Below are 20,015 nucleotides of genomic sequence, written 5' to 3'. Positions count from 1 at the left end.
GAACCGGGACCGGCGGCGGCCCGCGTACGGGTCACTTCCCCTTGCTGACGGCCTCCGTCCGGCCCGTCTCCTTCGCGGCGCCGGACCTGGCCCGGCCGGAACCGCCGCGCGCGCGACCACGGCCGCGGCCCCGCCCCCGGCCGTCCTTGCCGTCACCGGCGTACGCCTCGAGCTCGATGGCGAGCGGCGAGGCGGTCAGGACCGACGAGTACGTGCCGACCAGCATGCCGATCAGCAGGGCGAGCGCGAAGTCGGTGAGCGAGTCACCGCCCAGCACGGCCAGCGCGGCCAGGATGAAGAGAACACCGATACCGGTGTTGACCGTACGGGGCACCGTCTGCAGGATCGCCTGGTTGGTGACCTGGGACAACGGCTCCTTGCTGTCCTTCCGCCACAGCTCGCGGATCCGGTCGAAGACCACCACGGAGTCGTTCACCGAGTAGCCGATCACGGTGAGCAGCGCGGCCAGGAACACCCCGTCGATCGGCTTGCCCAGCCAGGCGAAGACGCCGGTGAGGATGACCACGTCGTGCGCGAGGGCCGCCACCGCGCCGGTGCCGAACATCCAGCGGAACCGGAACGCCAGATACAGCAGCTGGGCACCGAGCGCCAGACCGAGCGCGATCAGCGCGTTGCGGCGCAGTTCGTCACCGAGGCTCGGACCGATCAGTTCGTCACGGACCTTCTCGGCCCCGCCGCCGACCTCGGCGATGGCGTCGGCGACCTCGACCGCCTCCGCGTTGGTCAGTTCCTCGGTGCGCACGGTCAGCTTGTCGTCACCCGAGGACTGGACGACGGCCTGCGGGAAACCGGCGTCGGCGAGCGCCTCGCGGGCCCGGTCCGGATCGACGGTGGTGCTGGTGGAGTACTCGATCAGCCGGCCGCCGGTGAACTCCACGCCGTAGTTCAGGCCGCGCACCACGATGCCCGCGGCGGCGACGGCCAGCACGACGGCGGACACCGCCAGCCAGCGGCGCGGGCGCCGCATCAGCTGGGGGTTGCGCCGGGTGAGGTACGCACGGACCCGGCCGATGGAGGCCAGGCCGGTGATCTTCGGCCGGCGGTGCACCCAGGTGCGGGCCACCGCGAACTCGGCCAGCACCCGGGTGATCACCAGGGCGCTGATCATCGACGCGACGACACCGATGCCCAGCGTGACACCGAAGCCCTTGACCGGGCCGGACGCGAGCAGGAACAGCAGCACCGCCGCGATCAGCGTCGTGATGTTGGAGTCCGCGATGGCGCTGAACGCGCCCTTGAAGCCGGCGGTCAGGGCGGAACGGCTGCTGGGCCGGTTGCGCTTGCCGTACTCCTCCCTGGCCCGTTCGAAGACGAGCACGTTGGCGTCCACCGCCATGCCGATGGCGAGCACGAAACCGGCCAGACCGGGCAGGGTCAGCGTCGCGCCGAGCGCCGCCAGCCCCGCGTAGGAGATCAGGCCGTAGCAGATCAGGGCCAGCGTGGCCAGGACACCCATCAGCCGGTACACGACGATGATGAAGATCGCGGTGAGGGCGGTGCCGACGACCGCCGCCCAGGCACTCGCCTCGATGGCCTCGGCGCCCAGCGTCGGACCGACGGTCCGCTGCTCGACGGTCTCCACCGGCACCGGCAGCGCACCGCCCTTGACGAGCAGCGCGAGCTCCTTGGCCTCGTCACTGGTGAACGAGCCGGTGATCTGCGTGGACCCGCCGGTGATGCCCGCCCCGCAGGACACGGACGGGTCGACCTGCGGCGAAGAGATGATCTTCTTGTCGAGGACGATCGCGACCCGGCGCTGCGGGTCACCCGCCGGGTGGCAGGCGGCCTCGCCGGTCAGCTTGGCCCAGCCCTTGTCGTCCTCGAAGTCCACGGTCACGTGCCAGCCCGCGCCGGTCTGCTGGTCGATGAGGGCCTCGGCGTCCTCGACGTCCTGGCCGCGCAGGGCCGCCGGGCCCAGCCGGAGCCGCTCACCCGACTCGTCGGGCAGCACCTCCTCGCCCTTCTCCTGCGGCTTGTCGGTCGCGGTGGCGGCGCCGAGCACCGGGTGGACGGAGAGCTGGGCGGTACGGCCCAGTACGTCGGCGGCCTGCCGCGGATCCTGCAGCCCGGGCAGTTCGACGATGATCCGGTTCTCACCGGAGCGGACGATGCTCGGTTCGGCCACACCGAGCGCGTCGACGCGGCCGCGCAGCACCTCCAGGGTGCGGTCGGTGGCCTCCCCGTCGGCCTTCACGGTCTCGGAGTCGCGGGTCTCCAGCACGATCTGGGTGCCGCCCCGCAGATCCAGGCCCAGACGGACCGGAACGGTGACGGCGATGAACACGGATGCGGCGATCACGGCGAGCGCGAACAACGCCCTGAAGCGGGCGGGACGTTTCACAGATGCCTCCAGCAGGCAGGCGAGAAGAAGGAAGAGGGAATCTCAGGTGCTGGAGGCGGCGGGCGGAGCCCGCCCCAGGTCCGACGGCACGTACGCCGCCGCCGGTGGCGCGTGCCCAGCGGACGGTGCCGGCCGTGCGGGCCGGGGCGGCATCAGCGGCGCGTAGGCGGGGGTGAAGAGCAGATGCCCGTCGAACAGCGTCCGCTCACCGGCGTCCCGCTCCAGCCGGGTGAGCAGCGCACGGACACCGACATAGGCGTCGTCGCTGTAGGGGCGGGTGTCGGAGGAGTACGACGTCGGGGCCGGGGACGCCCCGGTCAGGGACGCGCGGGCCGCGGCGCCGGGGACGAAGTCGGTGCCGCCGGTGACGCCGAGCGCCAGCAGTACGGCCGCGAAGGCGGCGAAGGCCGCCGCGGCCGCACGGAACGGAAGCCGGGGGGCACGCCCCCGCGGGTCGGCGGTCAAGGCTCGACGAGTCCGGCGCGAATGGCGTAACGGGTCAGTTCGAGACGGTCCCGCAGCCCCAGTTTGTGCAGCAGGTTCTCGCGGTGCCGCTGCACCGTCTTGACACTGATGAAGAGCAGCTCGGCGATCTCCTTCGACGAGTGGCCCTCGGCGACGAGCTTCAGCACCTCCTCCTCGCGGGGCGTCAGCAACTGCTCGGGCGCCTCCTCCCCGTGCCGCACCCGGTCGAGGTAGTTGCGGATCAGCGCGGTCACCGCGCCCGGGTACAGGAACGGCTCGTCCCGCATCGCGGCCCGGCAGGCGGCGACCAGATCGCGGTCGGCGACGGACTTCAGCACGTACCCGCCCGCGCCCGCCTTCAGCGCCTGGAACAGGTACTGCTCGTTGTCGTGCATCGTCAGCATCAGGATGCGCAGACCCGGCTTCAGCGCGGTCAGCTCACGCGCGGCCTGCAGACCGGTCAGCCGCGGCATGGCGATGTCCAGGACCGCCAGGTCGACGTCGTGGGTGCGGGCCATGGCGATGGCCTCCGCACCGTCACCGGCCTCGGCCACCACCTCCAGGTCCGGCTCCCGGTCGAGGATGAGCCGGACACCGCGCCGCACCAGGGCGTGGTCGTCGGCGAGCAGGATCCGGATCTTCGGCTGCGTCCGGTGGTCGGCGGGCGTGTGCTGACGGTTCATGACTGCTTCCTGACGGCGGGCACGGTGAGCCGGACCCGCGTCCCGATTCCTGGTGCGAAGGTGGTGGAGGCCGGGGTTCTCCCGTCCGCGCTGGAGATGTCCAGGACGGCCCCGATCAGCAGCGCCCGCTCCCGCATCCCGCGAAGTCCGGCACCCTCCTGCGCGGCACCGATGCCGCGCCCGTCGTCGGCCACCTCGAGGACGACACGGCCGTCCCTGCCGCGCAGGCTCACCTCCACGTTCCGTGCCTCCGCGTGCCGGGCGGCGTTGGTCAGACTCTCCTGCGCCACACGGTAGATCACCAATTCCGTCTCGTGGTCCAGCACGGGCAGATCGGCGTCGAAGCCGCGCCGCACGCGCAGCCCGGTGTGCGTGGAGAACTCCGTCGCCAGCGAGGTCACCGCGCTGACCAGACCCAGGTCGTCCAGTACGCCCGGACGGAGCCGGCGCACCAGCCGGCGGACCTCGTCCAGGCTCTCCCGGGTGATCTCCTGCGCCTGCTGGAGCTCACCGCGCAGCGGCTCGGACGCCTCGTCCGCTGCCCGCTTCAGCGCCAGCAGCACCGCGGTCATGCTCTGCCCGACCTCGTCGTGCAGCTCCTGGGCGATGCGGCGACGCTCGCCCTCCTGGGCCAGGATGGCGCGGGCGCTGCTCGCGACGCGTTCCCCCTCCAGCCGCTCCAGCATCGCGTTGAAGGAGCTGACCAGCTCGGCCACCTCCCCGCCGCCGCGCACGGGCAGCCGCTGCCCCGGACGCAGCAGGTCGACGGTGGACATCAGCCGGGTCACCCGGTCCAGCGGGGCCAGCCCGATGCGCAGCAGGGCCGCGTTGGCGACGAGCATCACACCGAGCCCGCCCACCAGGATCACCGCCTCGGTGAGCAGCACCGGAACGGACACGGTCACCGGAGCCCACAGCAGCAGCGCCGTGGCACTGCCCAGCACCACGGCATTGAGCCCGAAGATCCGCCAGTACAGGGACACGGAGGTCACGCCTTCCTCTTTCTCGTCTGCCTCTACTGTCGGTCACCGCTCATTGTCCCGCGGCGGCGGCCCCATGGTCCCGGCGGACAGCGCACAGCGTGCACGGCGTCCGCCGCCCGGGTCGATGGGCCCCGCACCCCATTTCCCCCGGCCCGCCCGACCCATGCCGTACGGGGTGGGTCCTCGGACCCGTCACAGATGGGTACCGCGCCCAATGGGCCCCACGCGGGAAACGGGCGATGGTGAAGGCAACATCCGTACGTCTCGAGGAGGCCCCTCCGTGTCGCTCGACCTGCCCCGCACCGAACCGCGCTCCGTCAACCCGGCCGCGGACGAGGTCCGCCAGCGGCTCGAACACGCCCGAACGACCCGCCTCGCACAGCTCAAGGCCCTGGACGACACCGGGCAGAACCCCGGTGACCACCTGATGTCCAACCAGAAGGACGCCATCAAGCGCGTCCTCACGGAGATCGACGAGGCCTTCGCCCGGGTCGAGGACGGCACCTACGGCACCTGCCTGGGCTGCTCCAAGTCCGTGCCGCCGGAGCGCCTGGAGATCCTCCCGCACACCCGGTACTGCGTCGCCTGCCAGAGCCGCGCCGCCTGACCGTTCCTTCGTTCCGTCCTTCTCGCCCGCTCTGCCCAAGGGGTGCAGTGGTGTCCCATCAGACCATCGACGAGCCCGACACGGTCCTCACCCCCGAGGACCTCGCCGCGCTGCGCGAGAACCTGCACGAGCAGCGACTGTTCCGGCAGGAGCAGCTGCGGCAGTTCGCCTCCACGACCCGTGCCGACGACCGCCGCAGGCAGGCGGACGCCGCCCAGCTCGAGGTCGGCGTCAAACTCGCCGCCTCCGCGCGCATGGTGCTCGCCGACGTCGAGGCGGCACTCGCCCGGATGGACTCCGGCGCCTACGGCACCTGTCATCTGTGCCGCCGCCCGGTCGAACGCCACCGCCTGCTGATCGTCCCCCAGGCCCGCTACTGCGGGCGCTGCCAGCAGGTGCGGGAGGCCGGCCGGTGACCGTGATCCGGCACTCCCGGCCGGCTCCCGTACGTCACCGGCACTGGCCGCTGTGCCGGCGCTGCTCGGGGATCGCTCTCGACCTGGGCAGCGCCCGCACGCGGGCGTGGATCGCGGGGCGGGGGATGGTCCTGGACGTGCCCACCGTGACCTTCCCCGGCAGCGGCGCCGTGCACCCCATCCAGCGCGGCACCATCGTCGACACCGCCGGCACGGCCCGCATGCTGGACCGGCTGCTCGGCCACCGGCTGCCCAGGATCGGCCGCCCCATGGTCGTCCTCACGGCCCCTGTGCTCGACGGGCTCGCCTTCCGGACCGCGGCCCGCGCCGCCGTGGAGATCCTCCGTCCGCGCTCCGTGCTGACGGTGCCCGGCGCGCGGGCGGTGGCGCTGGCCGCGGGCGCCGACCACGTCCGTCCGCTGCTGGTCGTGGACATCGGTGCGCACCTCACCGAGGTGGTGCTGCTCGCGGACGGCGCGGTGACCGACGCCCGCCGCACCGCGCTGGGCACCGGGGACCTCTCCGACGGCACCGAACCCGAACTGATCACCGAGGCGGTGACCGCCATGGTGACGGCGATGCTCCGGCAGGACCGCACCTCCCTCACCCGCACGGCCCTGCGCCGCGGTGTCCTGCTGGCCGGCGGCGGCGCGCTGCGCCCCGACATCACCCGTGACCTGCCCGACAGCCTCGGCTGCGCGGTCCAGCCGGTGCCGTCCCCGCACACCGCTGCCGTCCGGGGCGCCGCCGGCCTCCTCGCCGCGGCCCACCACCACCCCTCCGCCGCCGGAACGCCCTGATCCACCCCGACGGCCCTCCGGGCCCACCTCGATTGCCTGTGACTTCGCACGAAGGGAGAGCCGACGTGGCGGGCGCCATACCTCCGGCACAGCCGCCCCCCGGCCCACCGCCGCGCCCCCTGCTGTGGCGCCGGCGGCGCAATCCCCTGCGCCGTCGCACCGACCGGCTCCAGACCTGGATCGGCCTCGGCGTGCTGATCACCGTCCTGGCCGTGGCACCCGTGACCGCCGTCCTCGTCGGCGACGCCGCCCGCGGCCACTACGAAGACCTCGCCCGCCACCAGACGCAGACCCGGTACGAGACGGACGCGACGCTCACCCGGGACGCGCCCCGCCACCCCGAGCCGGGCTCGGACGAGGAGAAGCACACCCGCTACCCGGTCGAGGTCCGAGTCGTCACCCGAGAGGGCCGAACCCGCACCACCCGCGCCGAGGTCCGGCCCGGGCTGACCGCCGACAACACGGTACGCATCTGGATCACCGAGGACGGCGAGGCGACGGATCCTCCGCTCACGTCCAAGGAGGTCCGCAGCCGCACCACCGGCTGGGCGCTCCTCGCCGCCATGGGCGTCGCCCTCACCGGCGCCGCCGCCCACGCCCTGACCGGCCTCGTGCTGCGCCGCCGCAACCTGGCCCGCTGGGACGCGGCCTGGGCGGAGACCGCACCCCGCTGGACGACACCCACCTGAGCCGGTGCGCCCCGGCCGGGCTCAGTCCGTGAGGGCCTTGACCCGGCGCAGGGCCAGTGCGACGGCGACGTTCACCGCACGACGGCCGTCTCCGGCCGCCTTTCTCACCACTGTGCAGGCCGGTGCACCCTCCTGGCCGGCCAGAACCAAGCTTCGAAACATTCGGTAACGTGGCATCAGTCTTCGAGTCGATCCTTCGCCCAAGTGTGAAGAGCCTGCATTCAACCAGTTCGATGCATTGCCTGAACTGCGCATATCTGAAGTGGCTCACGTTCTTTTCTCAGCGAAGATTTCGAAACATTGACCGAAACTGTTGACGCTTGACGCGCGCAGGCCAACACTGTCCGGCATCGACCTCCCCACCGAGCCGTCACAGGAGGCGCACCACATGAACGTGCCCGTCCGTCCCGGGGGCCGCCGACGCGGCCGCCTGCTGCTCAGCGTCAGAAGTGTCTGGACCGTCGCGCTGGCCGCCGTCACCGCGCTGCTCCTGACCGCCACCACCGCCACCGCCGCCGTCACCACGAATCAGACCGGCACCAACAACGGCTGGTGGTACTCGTTCTGGACCGACGCCCAGGGAACCGTCTCCATGGACCTCGGCTCCGGCGGCAACTACAGCACCCAGTGGCGCAACACCGGCAACTTCGTCGCGGGCAAGGGCTGGAGCACCGGCGGCCGCAAGACCGTCAACTACTCCGGCAGCTTCAACCCGTCCGGCAACGCGTACCTGACGCTCTACGGCTGGACCACCGGCCCGCTCATCGAGTACTACATCGTCGACAACTGGGGCACCTACCGGCCCACCGGCGAGTACAAGGGCACCGTCACCACCGACGGCGGCACGTACGACATCTACAAGACGACCCGGTACAACGCCCCCTCCATCGAGGGCACCAGGACCTTCGACCAGTACTGGAGCGTCCGGCAGTCCAAGCGCACGGGCGGCACCATCACCAGCGGCAACCACTTCGACGCCTGGGCGAGCAAGGGCATGAACCTGGGCAACCACAACTACATGATCATGGCCACCGAGGGCTACCAGAGCAGCGGCAACTCCAACATCACGGTGAGCGAAGGATCAGGTGGTGGTGGCGGTGGTGGCGGCAACAACGGCGGCTGCAACGCGACCCTGTCGGCCGGCGAGAAGTTCGGCGACCGCTACAACCTCAACGTCTCGGTGAGCGGATCCAGCGACTGGACCGTGACGATGCGGGTCCCCTCCCCGGCGAAGGTCTCCTCGACCTGGAACGTCAGCGCCACCTACCCCGACAGCCAGACACTCGTCGCCAGGCCCAACGGCAGCGGCAACACCTGGGGCACCACCATCCAGACCAACGGCAACTGGACCTGGCCGACCGTCTCCTGCAGCGCCGGCTGACACTCGTTTCGAGGAGGACCCCGCACATGAGCACCGGACAAGGACAGTCGGTCACCCGGTACCTGGTCCCCGGACTGGCCGTCGCCGCACTGACCGTGGCGGCAGCCGTGACGTCGACCGTCAACGCACCCGAGTCGCACGCGGCCGCCTGCAACGGCTACGTCGGACTCACCTTCGACGACGGCCCGCAGGCCGGTTCCACGTCGAACCTGCTCAACGCGCTCAGGCAGAACGGGCTGCGGGCCACGATGTTCAACCAGGGCCAGTACGCCGCCGCCAACCCCGCCCTGGTCAAGGCCCAGGTCGACGCGGGCATGTGGGTCGCCAACCACAGTTACACCCACCCCCACATGACCCAACTGAGCCAGTCCCAGATGGACTCGGAGATCGCCCGCACCCAGCAGGCGATCGCGAACGCCGGTGGCGGCACGCCGAAGCTGTTCCGGCCGCCGTACGGCGAGACCAACTCGACGCTGCGCTCGGTGCAGGCCAAGTACGGTCTGACCGAGGTCATCTGGGACGTCGACTCGCAGGACTGGAACAACGCGAGCACCGACGCCATCGTGCAGGCCGCCTCCCGGCTCACCAACGGTCAGGTGATCCTGATGCACGACTGGCCGGCCAACACCATCGCCGCCATCCCGCGGATCGCGCAGAACCTCGCCTCCCGGGGCCTGTGCGCCGGCATGATCTCCCCGCAGACCGGCCGTGCGGTGGCCCCGGACGGCTCCGGCGGGGGAGGGGACGGCGGTGGCGGCGGTGACACGGCGTGCACCGCGACCCTGTCGGCCGGCAGTCGCTGGGGCGACCGCTACAACCTCAACGTCTCGGTCTCCGGCGCGAACGACTGGACCGTGACCATGAACGTGCCGTCACCGGCGAAGGTCTCGGCGACGTGGAACGTCAGCACGTCCTACCCCGACAGCCAGACACTCGTCGCCCGGTCCAACGGCAGCGGCAACAACTGGGGGGTGACGATTCAGACCAACGGCAACTGGACCTGGCCGACGGTCACCTGCCGCACGAGCTGAACCGCGGAACCGCGAAGCCGCTGAACCGGTGGAACCGCTGAGCCGAGGGCGAGCCGCAGCACGCACCCCGCTGCGGCTCGCCGCGCGCCCGGTCACAGATGCTCGCCGAACCATTCGGCGGCCAGCCGGGCGACCTCCTCCAGCGCCCCCGGTTCGGGGAAGAGGTGGGTCGCGCCGGGCACCACGTGCACCCGGTGTTCACCGGGCAGCCGCTCCGCGGCCCGGCGGTTGAGACCGAGGACCGTTTCGTCGTCGCCCCCGACGACGAGCAGCACCGGAGAGGCGACCAGTGCCAGTGCGTCACCCGCCAGATCCGGACGCCCGCCCCGCGACACGACGGCCGACACCCGCCCGGGCCGCTCCGCCGCCGCCACCAGTGCGGCTGCCGCACCCGTGCTGGCCCCGAACAGTCCCACCGGGAGATCCGCGGTGTCCGGACGCCGCTCCAGCCAGTCGATCGCGTGCGCCAGCCGCCGGGACAGCAACCCGATGTCGAACCGGTGCTCTCCCGTCCCGGCGTCCTCGCGTTCCTCCTCCTCCGTCAGCAGGTCGAGGAGCAGTGTGCCGAAGCCCGCCGACCGCAGCGCGGCGGCGACGGCCCGGTTGCGGGGGCTGTGCCGCGAGCTGCCACTGCCGTGCGCGAACAGCACCGCCCCGCGCACCCCGGCGGGAATCCCGAGGTCACCGGCCAGGGCCGCCCCGCCCGAGGGGATCGTCACGGTCGCCGACAGCATGCCCGGCCCTCCTCACTCGGATTCCTCGGCCCGCCCCGTCGGCAGCAGACCGCCGATGTCCTTGGGCAGTGCCGCGACCACCTTCTCGGTCAGCTCCGGAGCGAGGGCGGCGTCCAGCACCTCCAGTACGGCGGCGGCCTCCCGGAGCGCGGCGTCCTCGTCCGTCTCCGCACGGCCGGCGATCCGGCCGGCGAACGTCGTCAGACCGAAACGCTCGTCCTGCGCGACGTCCTGCCTGGCCTGCCGCATCGGGGCCGCCAGGGTCGGCGGCAGCTGGGCGGCGACGTGACCCGTGAGCCCGGACGGCAGCCGCTCCGCCAGCGTGGTCAGCACGGCACGGGTGGCCATCTCGGCCGATCCCCGGTCCGGCAGCCGAGTAAGGGCCTGTACTTTTCCGATGATCTCATCGTGCTGCATGAGGTGGCGTCCTTCCTCATGGTGCGGTGGTCGCGCCCGAGTACCCGGTACGGGCTCCCGGATACCGGTTTGCCCCCGGTCACGAACGGCTACCCGACCTCCCTCCGCACGAGACCGAGGAGGTGTGCCGTATGCGCGACGAAGACACCGGCCGGACCGGGAAGCCCGTCTCCCGCGCCCGCTCCGGAGCGATCGGCCGCCGCTTCCCCAGGACCGGCACCGAACCGATCACCGCCCGCAGCCCGCTGCGCCTGCGCCTGCTGCTCGCCGGCGTGTCCCTGCCGGTCCTCCTCGCGGGCTGCGTCCTCTTCGGCGTCTGGGCCGCCGACGCCGGTCCGGGCGACAGCCCCGGCCGGGGCCCGCTGATCTTCATTGCGGCGGTCTGCGGATTCCTCGCCCTGACGGCCCTCGTGGACCTTGTCGTGGTCCGGCGCCGCCTGCGCCGCGAACGCGGCACCGGCCCCTGACCCACCGCCGGGCGGACGCTCCCGTACCCGCCCGGCGGCCGCGGCCTACCAGCGGTCGCGGTGCACGACCTCTTCGACCGGACGGCGGCTCACCGGTCCGAACTTTCCGCGTGGCCACCCCACCGGGATGGCCGCGAAGGTGTTCATGTCCTCGGGAATGCCGAGGGCCGCCTTCCACTCGCTCTCCAGGAACAGGTGCCAGATGGTGATGTTGGCGGCCAGGCCCAGGCCCCGCGCGGCGAGCAGCAGGTTCTGCACGCCCGGGTAGACGCAGGAACCCTCCGCGAGGGCGGAGAAGCGGTCCTGGATCCGCCCCATGCGTGCCGTCGCGTCGGGCCCGAGCGCTTCGGCGTAGACGCGCAGACCCTCCTCCTCGATCCTCGGCTCCGGGAACCGGTAGCAGGGGATGATCAGCGCCGGCGTCTCGGCGAAGTGGTCCCGCTGGTACTCGATGGCGGCGACCATGCGTGCGTACGCGGCCTCGTCCATGCCGGCGGGCGCGTACTTGCCGGTCGTGGCCAGGTAGGCGTCCACGCAGCGCTTCCACAGCGGCGCGAGCTCCGCCATGACCGCCCGGTCGGTGACGACGACGTACTCGTAGCGCTGCATGTTGCCGCCGCTGGGACCCCACACGGCGGCCTGTATCAGCCGGTCCAGCAGTTCGTCGGACACCGGATCGGGCAGCAGGCGCCGCATGGCCCGCATGGTGGACATGGTGCTGAAGAGGGCCGGTTCGGCGGCGCCGCCGACGGCGGGCTCGGACAGGGTGTCTGGAGTATGCATGATCGCGAGTGTAGGGATGTCACGCGTCAGCAGCAGTCATCTGCCGCAAGAACAAGGTCCGCTGACGTCGCGTCAGCCCAGCCGGCCCCGGGCTTCCTCCCCCGTCGAGGGCCGGAAGCCCCTTCCCGGGCGGCCCGACGGTGAAAACCCGTCGAAGCGGGCCGGGGCGGCTGCCTACCCTGGCGGCATGCCTGCCTCGAAGACCTCCTACGTCTGCCTGCCCTGCCGGGCCGCGTACAAGCAGCCGTACCCGTCGCACGAGCCGCACGGCGGGGACGGGCGGCGGACCTGTCCGCGCTGTGCGGAGCCGCTGGTGCACGTGGGGTCGGCCTTCGCCGCGCCGCCGCGCCGGGACACCCGGGCATGGAGGGTGCTGTCCGTCCTGCTGCACGCGGGTGTCCGCTTCCACAAGAGCTGCTGCGGCGGGCCCGGGTACCGTCCGCGCACGCTGAGGGAGGTGCGCGAGCGGATGGCGCACGCCCGCCGCACCGGCGAGCCCCTCGCCCGGGCCCTCGTACGCCCCGAGGTGCCGTGACGGGTGACCCGGCACGGTGTGCACCGCCGGCGACTGCCGGGCCGGAGCCGCTCAGCGCAGTACGGCCGCCGGCAGGTCGGCGCCCGGCGCCGTCAGGCCGGGCAGGTCGGGGGTGTGCCGGAGGTGACGGCCGTGCCGTCGGGCCGTGAGCGGGCCCGCGCGGCGCAGGACGGCGAGGTGGCGGGAGACCTCCGGTAGTGACGGTTTCCCGGTGTGGGCCGGATCGCCGGTGGTGTGCGGGCCGCGGGCCAGGGGCGCAGCAGCCGCAGCCGCACCGGGTGCGCAAGGGCCGCGGGGTGGCCGTGCCCCGGCCTCACGCCCCCTCGAACCTCGCCGTGCTCTGCCGTACCACCAGATGCGTGGCCAGCTCGATGCGCTGCGCCGCCCTGCCGGGGGTGTCCGGGGTGTCCGGGCGGAGGAGCATGCGGGAGGCCTCCTCGGCCATGCGGCGCAGGGGTTGGTGGACCGTGGTGAGGGGCGGGCTCGACCACTGGGCCAGGGGGACGTCGTCGTAGCCCACCACCGACAGCTCCTGCGGGACGCGCAGGCCCCTGACGCGGGCCGCCTCCAGGACGCCGAGGGCCTGGAGGTCGCTGCCGGCGAAGACCGCGGTCGGGCGGTCGGGGCCGTCGAGGAGGTCCATGGCGTGCTCGAAGCCGCTCTGGACGTGGAAGTCGCCGAAGCGCATCAGGCGCGGGTCCGTCTCCAGGCCGGCCATCGCCATGGCGGAGCGGTAGCCGTCCAGGCGGGCCAGGGAGCAGAGCATGTCCTCGGGCCCGGTGATGATGGCGACCCGCTCGTGGCCGAGGTCGGTGAGGTGGCGGGTGGCGGCGAGACCGCCGGCCCAGTTGGCGGAACCCACCGAGGGGACGTCGGGGTCGGGGTCGCCCGCCGGGTCGATCACGACGAAGGGGATGGCCGCCGCCCTGAGCTGCGCCTTGATGTCCCCGGGGAGAGTGGAGAAGACCAGTACGACACCCAGCGGCCGGCGTTGGAGCACGCCCGGGAGCCACTCCGGCGCGGGGGTGTGCCGGGTGCCGCTCTCGGTGAGGACCACCGTGGCGCGGTTGTCCTTGGCGACGTTCTCCACACCCCGGATCAGCTCCATGGCCCAGACGCTTTCCAGCTCGTGGAAGACGATCTCGATGAGCGGCGAGCGCGACGACGGCTGGGCGCGACGGCGGTAGCCGTGGGAGTCGAGCAGCCGTTCCACCTTGGCCCGGGTCGCGCGTGAGACATCCGATCGGCCGTTGAGGACCTTCGAAACTGTCGGCATCGAAACGCCGGCCTCTTTCGCCACCCTGGCCAGGGTGACTCTGCCGCTCGCCTCGTGGTCATCGTGCATAGGCGCAGGATACGGCACAGCGCTCGGATAACGGTTTGGGTGAGTGCCTACCCGACCGTTGACCGAAAGTCCCGTCTGACCTACTGTCCCACGGCATGGACTTTCGGCGATGACGCCGAAACTTTCGAAAGGCGAACGATGAAGACACGTGCGCGCTTGCCCAGACTGGTCGCCTGCGGTGCGACGCTCGCCCTGGCCCTGACCCTCTCGGCCTGCGGTGGCGACGGCGGGGCGTCGGCGGACGACGGCAAGATCCATGTCCTGGTCTACGGGGACGCCACCAACAAGGTCGAGAAGCGGCTCGTCGACACCTTCAACAAGACGTCCGACGTCAAGGTCGTCCTCGACACCATCCCCGGTGCGGACTACCAGAAGAAGCTGCAGACGATCATCAGCACCCCGCAGGCGCCGGACGTCTTCTTCAACTGGGGCGGCGGCAGCATCAAGCCCTTCGTCAAGGCCGACCTGCTGATGCCGCTGGACGACTTCATCGCGAAGAACCCGGACCTGGAGAACAAGTTCCTGCCGTCCGTCTTCAACAACGCCGTCGTCGACGGCAAGCCGTACGGCGTCCCGATGCGCGGCACCCAGCCGGTCCTGCTCTTCCACAACAAGAAGGTCCTCGCCGACGCGGGCGTCGAGCCGCCGAAGACCTGGGACGAACTGCTCGACGCGGTCGACAAGCTCAAGGACAAGGGCGTCACGCCGATCGCGCTCGGCGGCGGCGACATCTGGCCCACGCAGATGTGGTTCCAGTACCTCTTCGACCGCATCGCCGGACCCGAGCTGCTGGCGAAGGCCCTCAAGGGCGACAAGAGCGCCTGGGAGAGCCCGGACGCCAAGAAGGCCCTGAACATGATCAGGGAGCTCGTCGACGCCGGCGCCTTCGGCAAGAACTACGACTCCGTCAAGTACACCAACGGCGGCTCGGTCCAGCTGCTGGCCTCGGGCAAGGCCGGCTTCGAGCTGATGGGCTCCTGGTACTACTCCCAGCAGCTGACGGACCACAAGGACTTCGCCGAGAAGGGCCTCGGCTACACCACCTTCCCGGCGGTCGAGGGCGGCAAGGGCGACCCGGCCAACGTCGCCGGCAACACCAACAACTACTACTCGGTGATGAAGAAGACCAAGCACCCCGAGGCCGTCGCCGAGTTCCTGAAGCTCATGTACTCCGACGACTTCGTCAAGGCGCAGCTGGAGATCGGCAACCTGCCGACCACCACCAACACCGACAAGTTCATCGAGACCGCCGCCAACCCCGAGTACGCCCGCTTCCAGTACGACCTGGTCGCCGACTCCCCGTCGTTCCAGCTCTCCTGGGACCAGGCGTACCCGCAGAAGGCCAGCTCGGACTTGCACAAGGCCATCCAGCAGTTCTTCAACGGACAGCTCGACACGGACGGCTTCACCAAGGCCATGCAGGCCCTCCCCACCGAGTGACGAACGGCTCATGACCACAAAGACCACGAGCGCGCCGCCCGCCGCCGGACCCCGCAAGGGGTCGCGGCGGCGGCCGCCCGCCCCCTCCGCAACACAGGTGGGCCGCCCCGGCTTCGCCTGGGCCCTGCCCGCCGCGGTGTTCTTCGCCCTCTTCGCCATCACCCCGCTCATCATGGTCGCGGTGCTGTCCTTCATGACCTGGGACGGGCTCAGCTCGCCCCAGTTCGTCGGCATGGACAACTGGTCGCGCCTGATGGACGACCCGGTGATGGTCAAGAGCATCTGGCTGACCCTGTTGCTGACCGTGCTCGGCGTGGTCATCCAGACGCCGCTGAGCATCGTGCTGGGTGTCTGGGCCGCCGGCCACCAGCGCAACCGGGCCGTGCTGTCCGTCATCTACTTCATCCCGCTGCTGCTGTCCGCGACGGCCGTCTCCGTGCTGTGGCGGGCGCTGCTCGACCCGAACTTCGGCATCCCGGCCGACGCCACCTGGCTGTTCGGCGACGGCAACCTGTTCGGTGAACAGGCCACCGCCATCGGCGTGCTGGCGTTCGTCAGCACCTGGCAGTTCACCCCGTTCCACACCCTGATCTACCAGGGCGCCGCCCGCGCGATCCCGAACGTGCTGTACCAGGCGGCGGAGATCGACGGCGCCGGCCGCTACCGGCAGTTCTTCCACATCACCCTGCCGCAGCTGCGCAACGCGATGATCACCTCGATGATCCTGATGATCGTCGGTGGCCTGACCACGTTCGAGACGGTCCTCATCCTGACCCAGGGCGGCCCCGGCACCGACACCACCATCAGCGCCTACTACATGTACGACAAGGCCTTCAAGAGCTTCGACTACGGCACCGGCTCCGCCATCGCCCTGGTCCTGGTCGTCGCGGCCACGATCATCTCGCTGATCGTCGTCCGGGTCTCCGGGTACGACAAGATGCGCAGCTCCATGGAGGGTGTGTCATGAGGCGCCGACCGAACTACGTGGCCGGCGCGGGCTCGCTCCTCTGGCTCTTCGTCGTCGGCCTGCCGCTGTACGTGCTGCTCGCCGCCACCCTGCGCACCCGCCAGGACTACGCCGAGAACGGCCCGGTCTCCATCCCGGACAGTTTCACCCTGGACAACTACACCGGCGCCTTCGACTCCGGCTTCGGCCAGTACTTCCTCAACACGCTCGTCGTCACCGCCTGCGTGATCGGCATCGTGCTGCTGCTGGTCCCGCCGCTCGCCTACGCCATCGTCCGAAGCCGGGGCCGGACCACGTCGGCGATCTTCCGGCTGTTCCTGCTCGGCCTCGCCATCCCCGCCCAGGCCGTCATCGTCCCGATGTTCTACCTGATCAGCGAGGCCGGGCTGTACGACAACCTGCTGGGCGTCATCCTGCCCACGGCCGCGTTCTGCCTGCCCATGTCGGCGCTGATCCTCAGCGGCGCGATGCGCGACATCTCCCCGGAGCTGTACGAGGCCATGGCCATGGACGGCGCCAGCCCGCGGCGCATGTTCTTCCAGCTCGTCCTGCCACTGTCCCGGGGCGGACTGTCCACCATCGTGGTCTTCTCCGCGCTCCAGGCATGGAACGGCTTCCTGTTCCCCCTCGTCCTGACCCAGTCCGACTCCAGCAAGGTCGTCACCCTGGGCCTGTACAACTTCCAGACCGAACACGGCATCGACATCCCCGGTCTGCTGGGAGCCGTGGTCCTGTCCATGGTGCCCATCCTGCTCGTCTACCTGTTCGCCCGTCGTGCCCTGGTCCAGGGTCTGATGGGTGTCGGAGGAAAGTGACCGCCAACGTGGCCGTAGAGACCACCCCCGAAGCCCCCCTCTGGAACGACCCCGACCGCCCCGTCGCCGCCCGCGTCGACGCGCTCATCGGCGCGATGACCCTGGACGAGAAGATCGCCCAGCTGTACGGCGTGTGGGTCGGCGCGTCCGCCAACGGCGGCGAAGTCGCCCCGCACCAGCACGACATGGAGGAGGCCGTCGACCTCGACGCCCTCCTGCCCCACGGTCTGGGCCAGTTGACCCGCCCCTTCGGCACCGCACCCGTCGACCCGGCGCTCGGTGCGCTGTCCCTGCTGCGCACCCAGAACCGCATCACCGCCGCCAACCGCTTCGGCATCCCCGCCGTCGCGCACGAGGAGTGCCTGGCCGGCTTCGCCGCCTGGGGCGCCACCGCCTACCCCGTCCCGCTGTCCTGGGGTGCCACCTTCGATCCGGACGTGGTGCGCCGCATGGCCGCCGCCATCGGCCGCGACATGCGCTGCGTCGGAGTCCACCAAGGGCTCGCACCCGTCCTCGACGTGGTCCGCGACGCCCGCTGGGGACGCGTGGAGGAGACCATCGGCGAGGACCCGTACCTCGTCGGCACCATCGGCACCGCCTACGTCCAGGGCCTGGAGTCCGCCGGGATCGTCGCCACCCTCAAGCACTTCGTCGGCTACTCGGCCTCCCGCGCCGGACGCAACCTCGCCCCCTCGCCCATGGGCCCCCGCGAACGCGCCGACGTCCTGCTGCCGCCCTTCGAGATGGCGATCCGCGAGGGCGGCGCCCGCTCGGTCATGCACTCCTACACGGACACCGACGGCGTCCCCGCCGCCGCCGACGAGAGCCTGCTCACGGGGCTCCTCCGCGACACCTGGGGCTTCGACGGCACCGTCGTCGCCGACTACTTCGGCATCGCCTTCCTCAAGATCCTGCACGGCATCGCGGGCGACTGGGCCGAGGCCGCGGGCGCCGCCCTGAAGGCGGGCGTCGACATCGAACTGCCCACCGTCAAGACCTTCGGCGCACCGCTCGCCGAGGCCGTCACCGACGGCCGGATCCCTGAGGCGCTGATCGACCGCGCCCTGCGCCGCGTCCTCGCCCAGAAGGCGATGCTGGGCCTGCTCGACCCGGACTGGAGCCCCGTACCGCCCGCCCTCGACGGCTTCGACCTGGACGACCCCGACGCCCTGCGCGGCACGATCGACCTGGACCGGCCCGAGAACCGCGAACTGGCCCTGGAGATCGCCGAGAAGGCCGTCGTCCTGCTCTCCAACGACGGCACCCTGCCCCTCGCCCGGCCCCGCCGCATCGCCCTGGTCGGCCCCAACGCCACCGAGGGCACCGCCGTACTGGGCTGCTACTCCTTCCCGCAGCACGTGGGCGTGCAGCACCCGGACGTCCCGGTCGGCATCGACCTGCCCACCCTGCGGGACACCCTGGCCGCCGAGTTCCCCGACGCGGACATCACGGTCGCCCGCGGCACGGGCGTCGACGACGGAGACCTCTCCGGCATCGGCGCCGCGGTGGACGCCGCCGGGGAAGCGGACGTCGTCGTCGCCGTCCTCGGCGACCGCGCCGGCCTCTTCGGCCGCGGCACCAGCGGTGAGGGCTGCGACGCGGAGTCCCTCGCCCTGCCCGGCGCCCAGCAGCAACTGCTCGACGCGCTGCTGGACTCCGGCACACCGGTGGTCACCGTCCTCCTCGCAGGCCGCCCGTACGCGCTCGGCCGGGCCACCGCCGAGTCGGCGGCGATCGTGCAGTCCTTCTTCCCCGGAGTCGCCGGCACCCGGGCGATCGCCGGCGTGCTCAGCGGCCGCACCAACCCCTCCGGCCGGCTCCCGGTCAGCGTGCCCCGCGGACCGGGCTCCCAGCCGACCACCTACCTCGGTGCCCGGCTCGGCCAGGCCAGCGAGGTGTCCAACATCGACCCCACCCCGGCGTTCGGCTTCGGCCACGGTCTGACGTACACGACGTTCGCCTGGGGCGGCCTCGCCGTCGACGCCGAAGAGGCTTCCACCGACGGTGAGTTCACCCTCGCCCTCACCGTCCGCAACACCGGGGACCGCGCCGGCACCGAAGTCGTCCAGCTCTACCTCCACGACCCGGTCGCCTCCGTCGTCCAGCCCGTGCAACGGCTCGTCGGCTACACCCGGGTGGAGCTGGAGCCCGGCGAGGCCCGCCGGGTCCGCGTCACGGTCCCGGCCGACATCGCGTCCTTCACCGGCCGCGACGGCCACCGGATCGTCGAACCCGGGGACCTGGAACTCCGCCTGGCCGCCTCCTGCACCGACGCGCGCCTCACCGCGACGGTCACCCTGACCGGCCCGGCACGCCAGGTGGACCACACCCGCCGCCTCCACGCGGCGTTCAGCCAGGAGCCGGCCCTGGAGGGGTGAGCCGGACCCTTGAGCACGGCCGGCCCGCACCGCACGCGCGGTCCGGGCCGGCCGTGCGTCGCGTCCACCGCCGGGCCTGGTCCGCCGCGCCGGCTGTCGCCGCGCCGCGACGGCCCGCCCGGGCCCCGCGCTCCGGGCAGGGTCAGGACCGGCAGGCCCGCCACGCTCGCGGCGCAGATCAGCCGCACGGTCGCGGAACGCAGCGCCATGCCGGTGACGGCCGGGCCCGGCGGGGGAGCCGCCGTCGGGGCTGCGGGCTGTACGAGCGCGGTGCCGGGCGGGATCAGTGCGGCTAGCACGCTCCGCGCCCGGCTCACCGTGTCCCGGGCCCACGCGAGGTATTCGGCCGGCATGTCCGGTCCGTCTCGACCGCGCTCAGCAACTCCTCCTCGACGGGCACAGCGGCTTCGGCAGCGACGAGACCCTGCGCCGTGTCTTCGTCCGCCACCTCGGCATCACCCCCACCGCCTACCGCCAGCGCTTCGCCACCACCGGTACGGCCCGGACGGCGATCCCCGAAGCCGGGCGGGACCGCGGTGTCCGCCGGACCACCGGTTGACCTGGACACCCGGCTGCGCGCCAGTGTGGCCGCCGAGGGCTTGGCCGCGACCTTGGAGTCGCTGGGTACGGCACGCCCCTGACGGGCCGTAGGGCGCTCCGCGCCACGGCAGGCGGTCGAACGGTCCCGCGTCCGGGCGGCGTCCCGGACGGAACTGG

At 71.8% G+C, this 20,015-nt stretch carries 21 protein-coding genes and 1 pseudogene; 13 read left to right on the top strand and 9 right to left on the bottom strand.

Features of this window, described 5'->3' with window-relative positions:
- Window positions 1-31 precede the first annotated feature (31 nt).
- From secD to ACZ6A9_RS30965, 4 genes are read right to left on the bottom strand one after another with little or no spacing between them, the layout of a single operon-like run.
- Window positions 32-2,362 (bottom strand): protein translocase subunit SecD, encoded by a 2,331-nt coding sequence (gene secD / locus ACZ6A9_RS30980; RefSeq protein WP_468992360.1) that lies wholly within the window; start codon window positions 2,360-2,362, stop codon window positions 32-34.
- A 42-nt stretch (window positions 2,363-2,404) separates the two neighbouring features.
- On the bottom strand, window positions 2,405-2,827 hold the full coding sequence (locus ACZ6A9_RS30975) for a hypothetical protein (RefSeq protein ID WP_468992356.1): 423 nt from the start codon (window positions 2,825-2,827) through the stop codon (window positions 2,405-2,407).
- Window positions 2,824-3,510, bottom strand: a complete 687-nt coding sequence (locus tag ACZ6A9_RS30970) for a response regulator (RefSeq protein ID WP_468992354.1) — start codon at window positions 3,508-3,510, stop codon at window positions 2,824-2,826. Before ACZ6A9_RS30970 ends, ACZ6A9_RS30975 begins: the two co-directional genes overlap by 4 nt.
- Window positions 3,507-4,502, bottom strand: a complete 996-nt coding sequence (locus ACZ6A9_RS30965) for a HAMP domain-containing sensor histidine kinase (protein WP_468992351.1) — start codon at window positions 4,500-4,502, stop codon at window positions 3,507-3,509. Before ACZ6A9_RS30965 ends, ACZ6A9_RS30970 begins: the two co-directional genes overlap by 4 nt.
- 271 nt (window positions 4,503-4,773) lie before the next feature.
- Here ACZ6A9_RS30965 and ACZ6A9_RS30960 point away from each other — a divergent pair, with 271 nt between their 5' ends.
- The 6 genes from ACZ6A9_RS30960 (at window position 4,774) to ACZ6A9_RS30935 (ending at window position 9,417) form a co-directional block, all read left to right on the top strand.
- Entirely contained in the window at window positions 4,774-5,100 is a 327-nt protein-coding gene (locus tag ACZ6A9_RS30960; protein WP_190100715.1) for a TraR/DksA family transcriptional regulator, read from the top strand.
- 47 nt (window positions 5,101-5,147) lie between these two features.
- On the top strand, window positions 5,148-5,516 hold the full coding sequence (locus tag ACZ6A9_RS30955; RefSeq protein WP_468992346.1) for a TraR/DksA family transcriptional regulator: 369 nt from the start codon (window positions 5,148-5,150) through the stop codon (window positions 5,514-5,516).
- Complete coding sequence (locus tag ACZ6A9_RS30950; protein ID WP_468992344.1) at window positions 5,513-6,316, top strand: rod shape-determining protein; 804 nt, start codon at window positions 5,513-5,515, stop codon at window positions 6,314-6,316. Before ACZ6A9_RS30955 ends, ACZ6A9_RS30950 begins: the two co-directional genes overlap by 4 nt.
- 65 nt (window positions 6,317-6,381) lie before the next feature.
- Window positions 6,382-7,005, top strand: coding sequence for an Rv1733c family protein (locus tag ACZ6A9_RS30945; RefSeq protein ID WP_468992341.1), 624 nt, complete (start codon window positions 6,382-6,384; stop codon window positions 7,003-7,005).
- A gap of 388 nt (window positions 7,006-7,393) precedes the next feature.
- Window positions 7,394-8,386 (top strand): glycoside hydrolase family 11 protein, encoded by a 993-nt coding sequence (locus ACZ6A9_RS30940; protein ID WP_468992338.1) that lies wholly within the window; start codon window positions 7,394-7,396, stop codon window positions 8,384-8,386.
- Between the two features lie 26 nt (window positions 8,387-8,412).
- On the top strand, window positions 8,413-9,417 hold the full coding sequence (locus ACZ6A9_RS30935) for a polysaccharide deacetylase family protein (protein ID WP_468992336.1): 1,005 nt from the start codon (window positions 8,413-8,415) through the stop codon (window positions 9,415-9,417).
- Between the two features lie 92 nt (window positions 9,418-9,509).
- On the opposite strand, the gene ACZ6A9_RS30930 is transcribed toward ACZ6A9_RS30935, so the two are convergent.
- Both ACZ6A9_RS30930 and ACZ6A9_RS30925 read right to left on the bottom strand, forming a co-directional pair.
- Entirely contained in the window at window positions 9,510-10,151 is a 642-nt protein-coding gene (locus tag ACZ6A9_RS30930) for a dienelactone hydrolase family protein (protein WP_468992334.1), read from the bottom strand.
- Between the two features lie 12 nt (window positions 10,152-10,163).
- A complete protein-coding gene (locus ACZ6A9_RS30925; protein WP_468992331.1) occupies window positions 10,164-10,568 on the bottom strand; it encodes a DUF2267 domain-containing protein in 405 nt (134 codons plus the stop codon).
- Between the two features lie 131 nt (window positions 10,569-10,699).
- Here ACZ6A9_RS30925 and ACZ6A9_RS30920 point away from each other — a divergent pair, with 131 nt between their 5' ends.
- Window positions 10,700-11,035: a DUF6343 family protein gene (locus ACZ6A9_RS30920; protein ID WP_468992329.1), complete on the top strand. Its 336-nt coding sequence runs from the start codon at window positions 10,700-10,702 to the stop codon at window positions 11,033-11,035.
- Window positions 11,036-11,080: 45 nt separating this feature from the next.
- Here the strand turns inward: ACZ6A9_RS30920 and ACZ6A9_RS30915 are convergent, their stop codons facing one another.
- On the bottom strand, window positions 11,081-11,818 hold the full coding sequence (locus ACZ6A9_RS30915; RefSeq protein WP_468992326.1) for a nitroreductase family protein: 738 nt from the start codon (window positions 11,816-11,818) through the stop codon (window positions 11,081-11,083).
- Window positions 11,819-12,005: 187 nt separating this feature from the next.
- On the opposite strand from ACZ6A9_RS30915, the gene ACZ6A9_RS30910 reads away from it, so the two are divergent.
- A complete protein-coding gene (locus tag ACZ6A9_RS30910; protein WP_468992324.1) occupies window positions 12,006-12,353 on the top strand; it encodes a deoxyxylulose-5-phosphate synthase in 348 nt (115 codons plus the stop codon).
- A gap of 51 nt (window positions 12,354-12,404) precedes the next feature.
- On the opposite strand, the pseudogene ACZ6A9_RS30905 reads toward ACZ6A9_RS30910, so the two are convergent.
- Window positions 12,405-12,643: pseudogene (locus ACZ6A9_RS30905) on the bottom strand (helix-turn-helix domain-containing protein); the annotation flags it as partial.
- Between the two features lie 23 nt (window positions 12,644-12,666).
- On the bottom strand, window positions 12,667-13,698 hold the full coding sequence (locus ACZ6A9_RS30900) for a LacI family DNA-binding transcriptional regulator (RefSeq protein ID WP_468992321.1): 1,032 nt from the start codon (window positions 13,696-13,698) through the stop codon (window positions 12,667-12,669).
- 138 nt (window positions 13,699-13,836) lie between these two features.
- On the opposite strand from ACZ6A9_RS30900, the gene ACZ6A9_RS30895 reads away from it, so the two are divergent.
- The 5 genes from ACZ6A9_RS30895 to ACZ6A9_RS30875 all read left to right on the top strand — a co-directional run bounded on the left by ACZ6A9_RS30895 (window position 13,837) and on the right by ACZ6A9_RS30875 (window position 19,857).
- The gene (locus ACZ6A9_RS30895; RefSeq protein WP_468992318.1) at window positions 13,837-15,138 is read left to right on the top strand and encodes an ABC transporter substrate-binding protein; all 1,302 of its coding nucleotides are present in this window, start codon (window positions 13,837-13,839) and stop codon (window positions 15,136-15,138) included.
- A 10-nt stretch (window positions 15,139-15,148) separates the two neighbouring features.
- Complete coding sequence (locus ACZ6A9_RS30890; protein WP_468992315.1) at window positions 15,149-16,105, top strand: carbohydrate ABC transporter permease; 957 nt, start codon at window positions 15,149-15,151, stop codon at window positions 16,103-16,105.
- Complete coding sequence (locus ACZ6A9_RS30885) at window positions 16,102-16,920, top strand: carbohydrate ABC transporter permease (protein ID WP_228970790.1); 819 nt, start codon at window positions 16,102-16,104, stop codon at window positions 16,918-16,920. The genes ACZ6A9_RS30890 and ACZ6A9_RS30885 overlap by 4 nt, the downstream gene beginning before the upstream one ends.
- On the top strand, window positions 16,917-19,298 hold the full coding sequence (locus tag ACZ6A9_RS30880; RefSeq protein WP_468992310.1) for a beta-xylosidase/alpha-l-arabinosidase: 2,382 nt from the start codon (window positions 16,917-16,919) through the stop codon (window positions 19,296-19,298). Before ACZ6A9_RS30885 ends, ACZ6A9_RS30880 begins: the two co-directional genes overlap by 4 nt.
- A gap of 286 nt (window positions 19,299-19,584) precedes the next feature.
- The gene (locus ACZ6A9_RS30875) at window positions 19,585-19,857 is read left to right on the top strand and encodes a hypothetical protein (RefSeq protein ID WP_468992307.1); all 273 of its coding nucleotides are present in this window, start codon (window positions 19,585-19,587) and stop codon (window positions 19,855-19,857) included.
- The last annotated feature ends 158 nt before the right edge of the window (window positions 19,858-20,015 follow it).

It is taken from the genome of Streptomyces sp. NPDC041124, assembly GCF_055592385.1.
The sequence above is the reverse complement of the archived record's forward strand: the minus strand, read 5'-3'. Positions and strand labels throughout refer to the sequence as shown.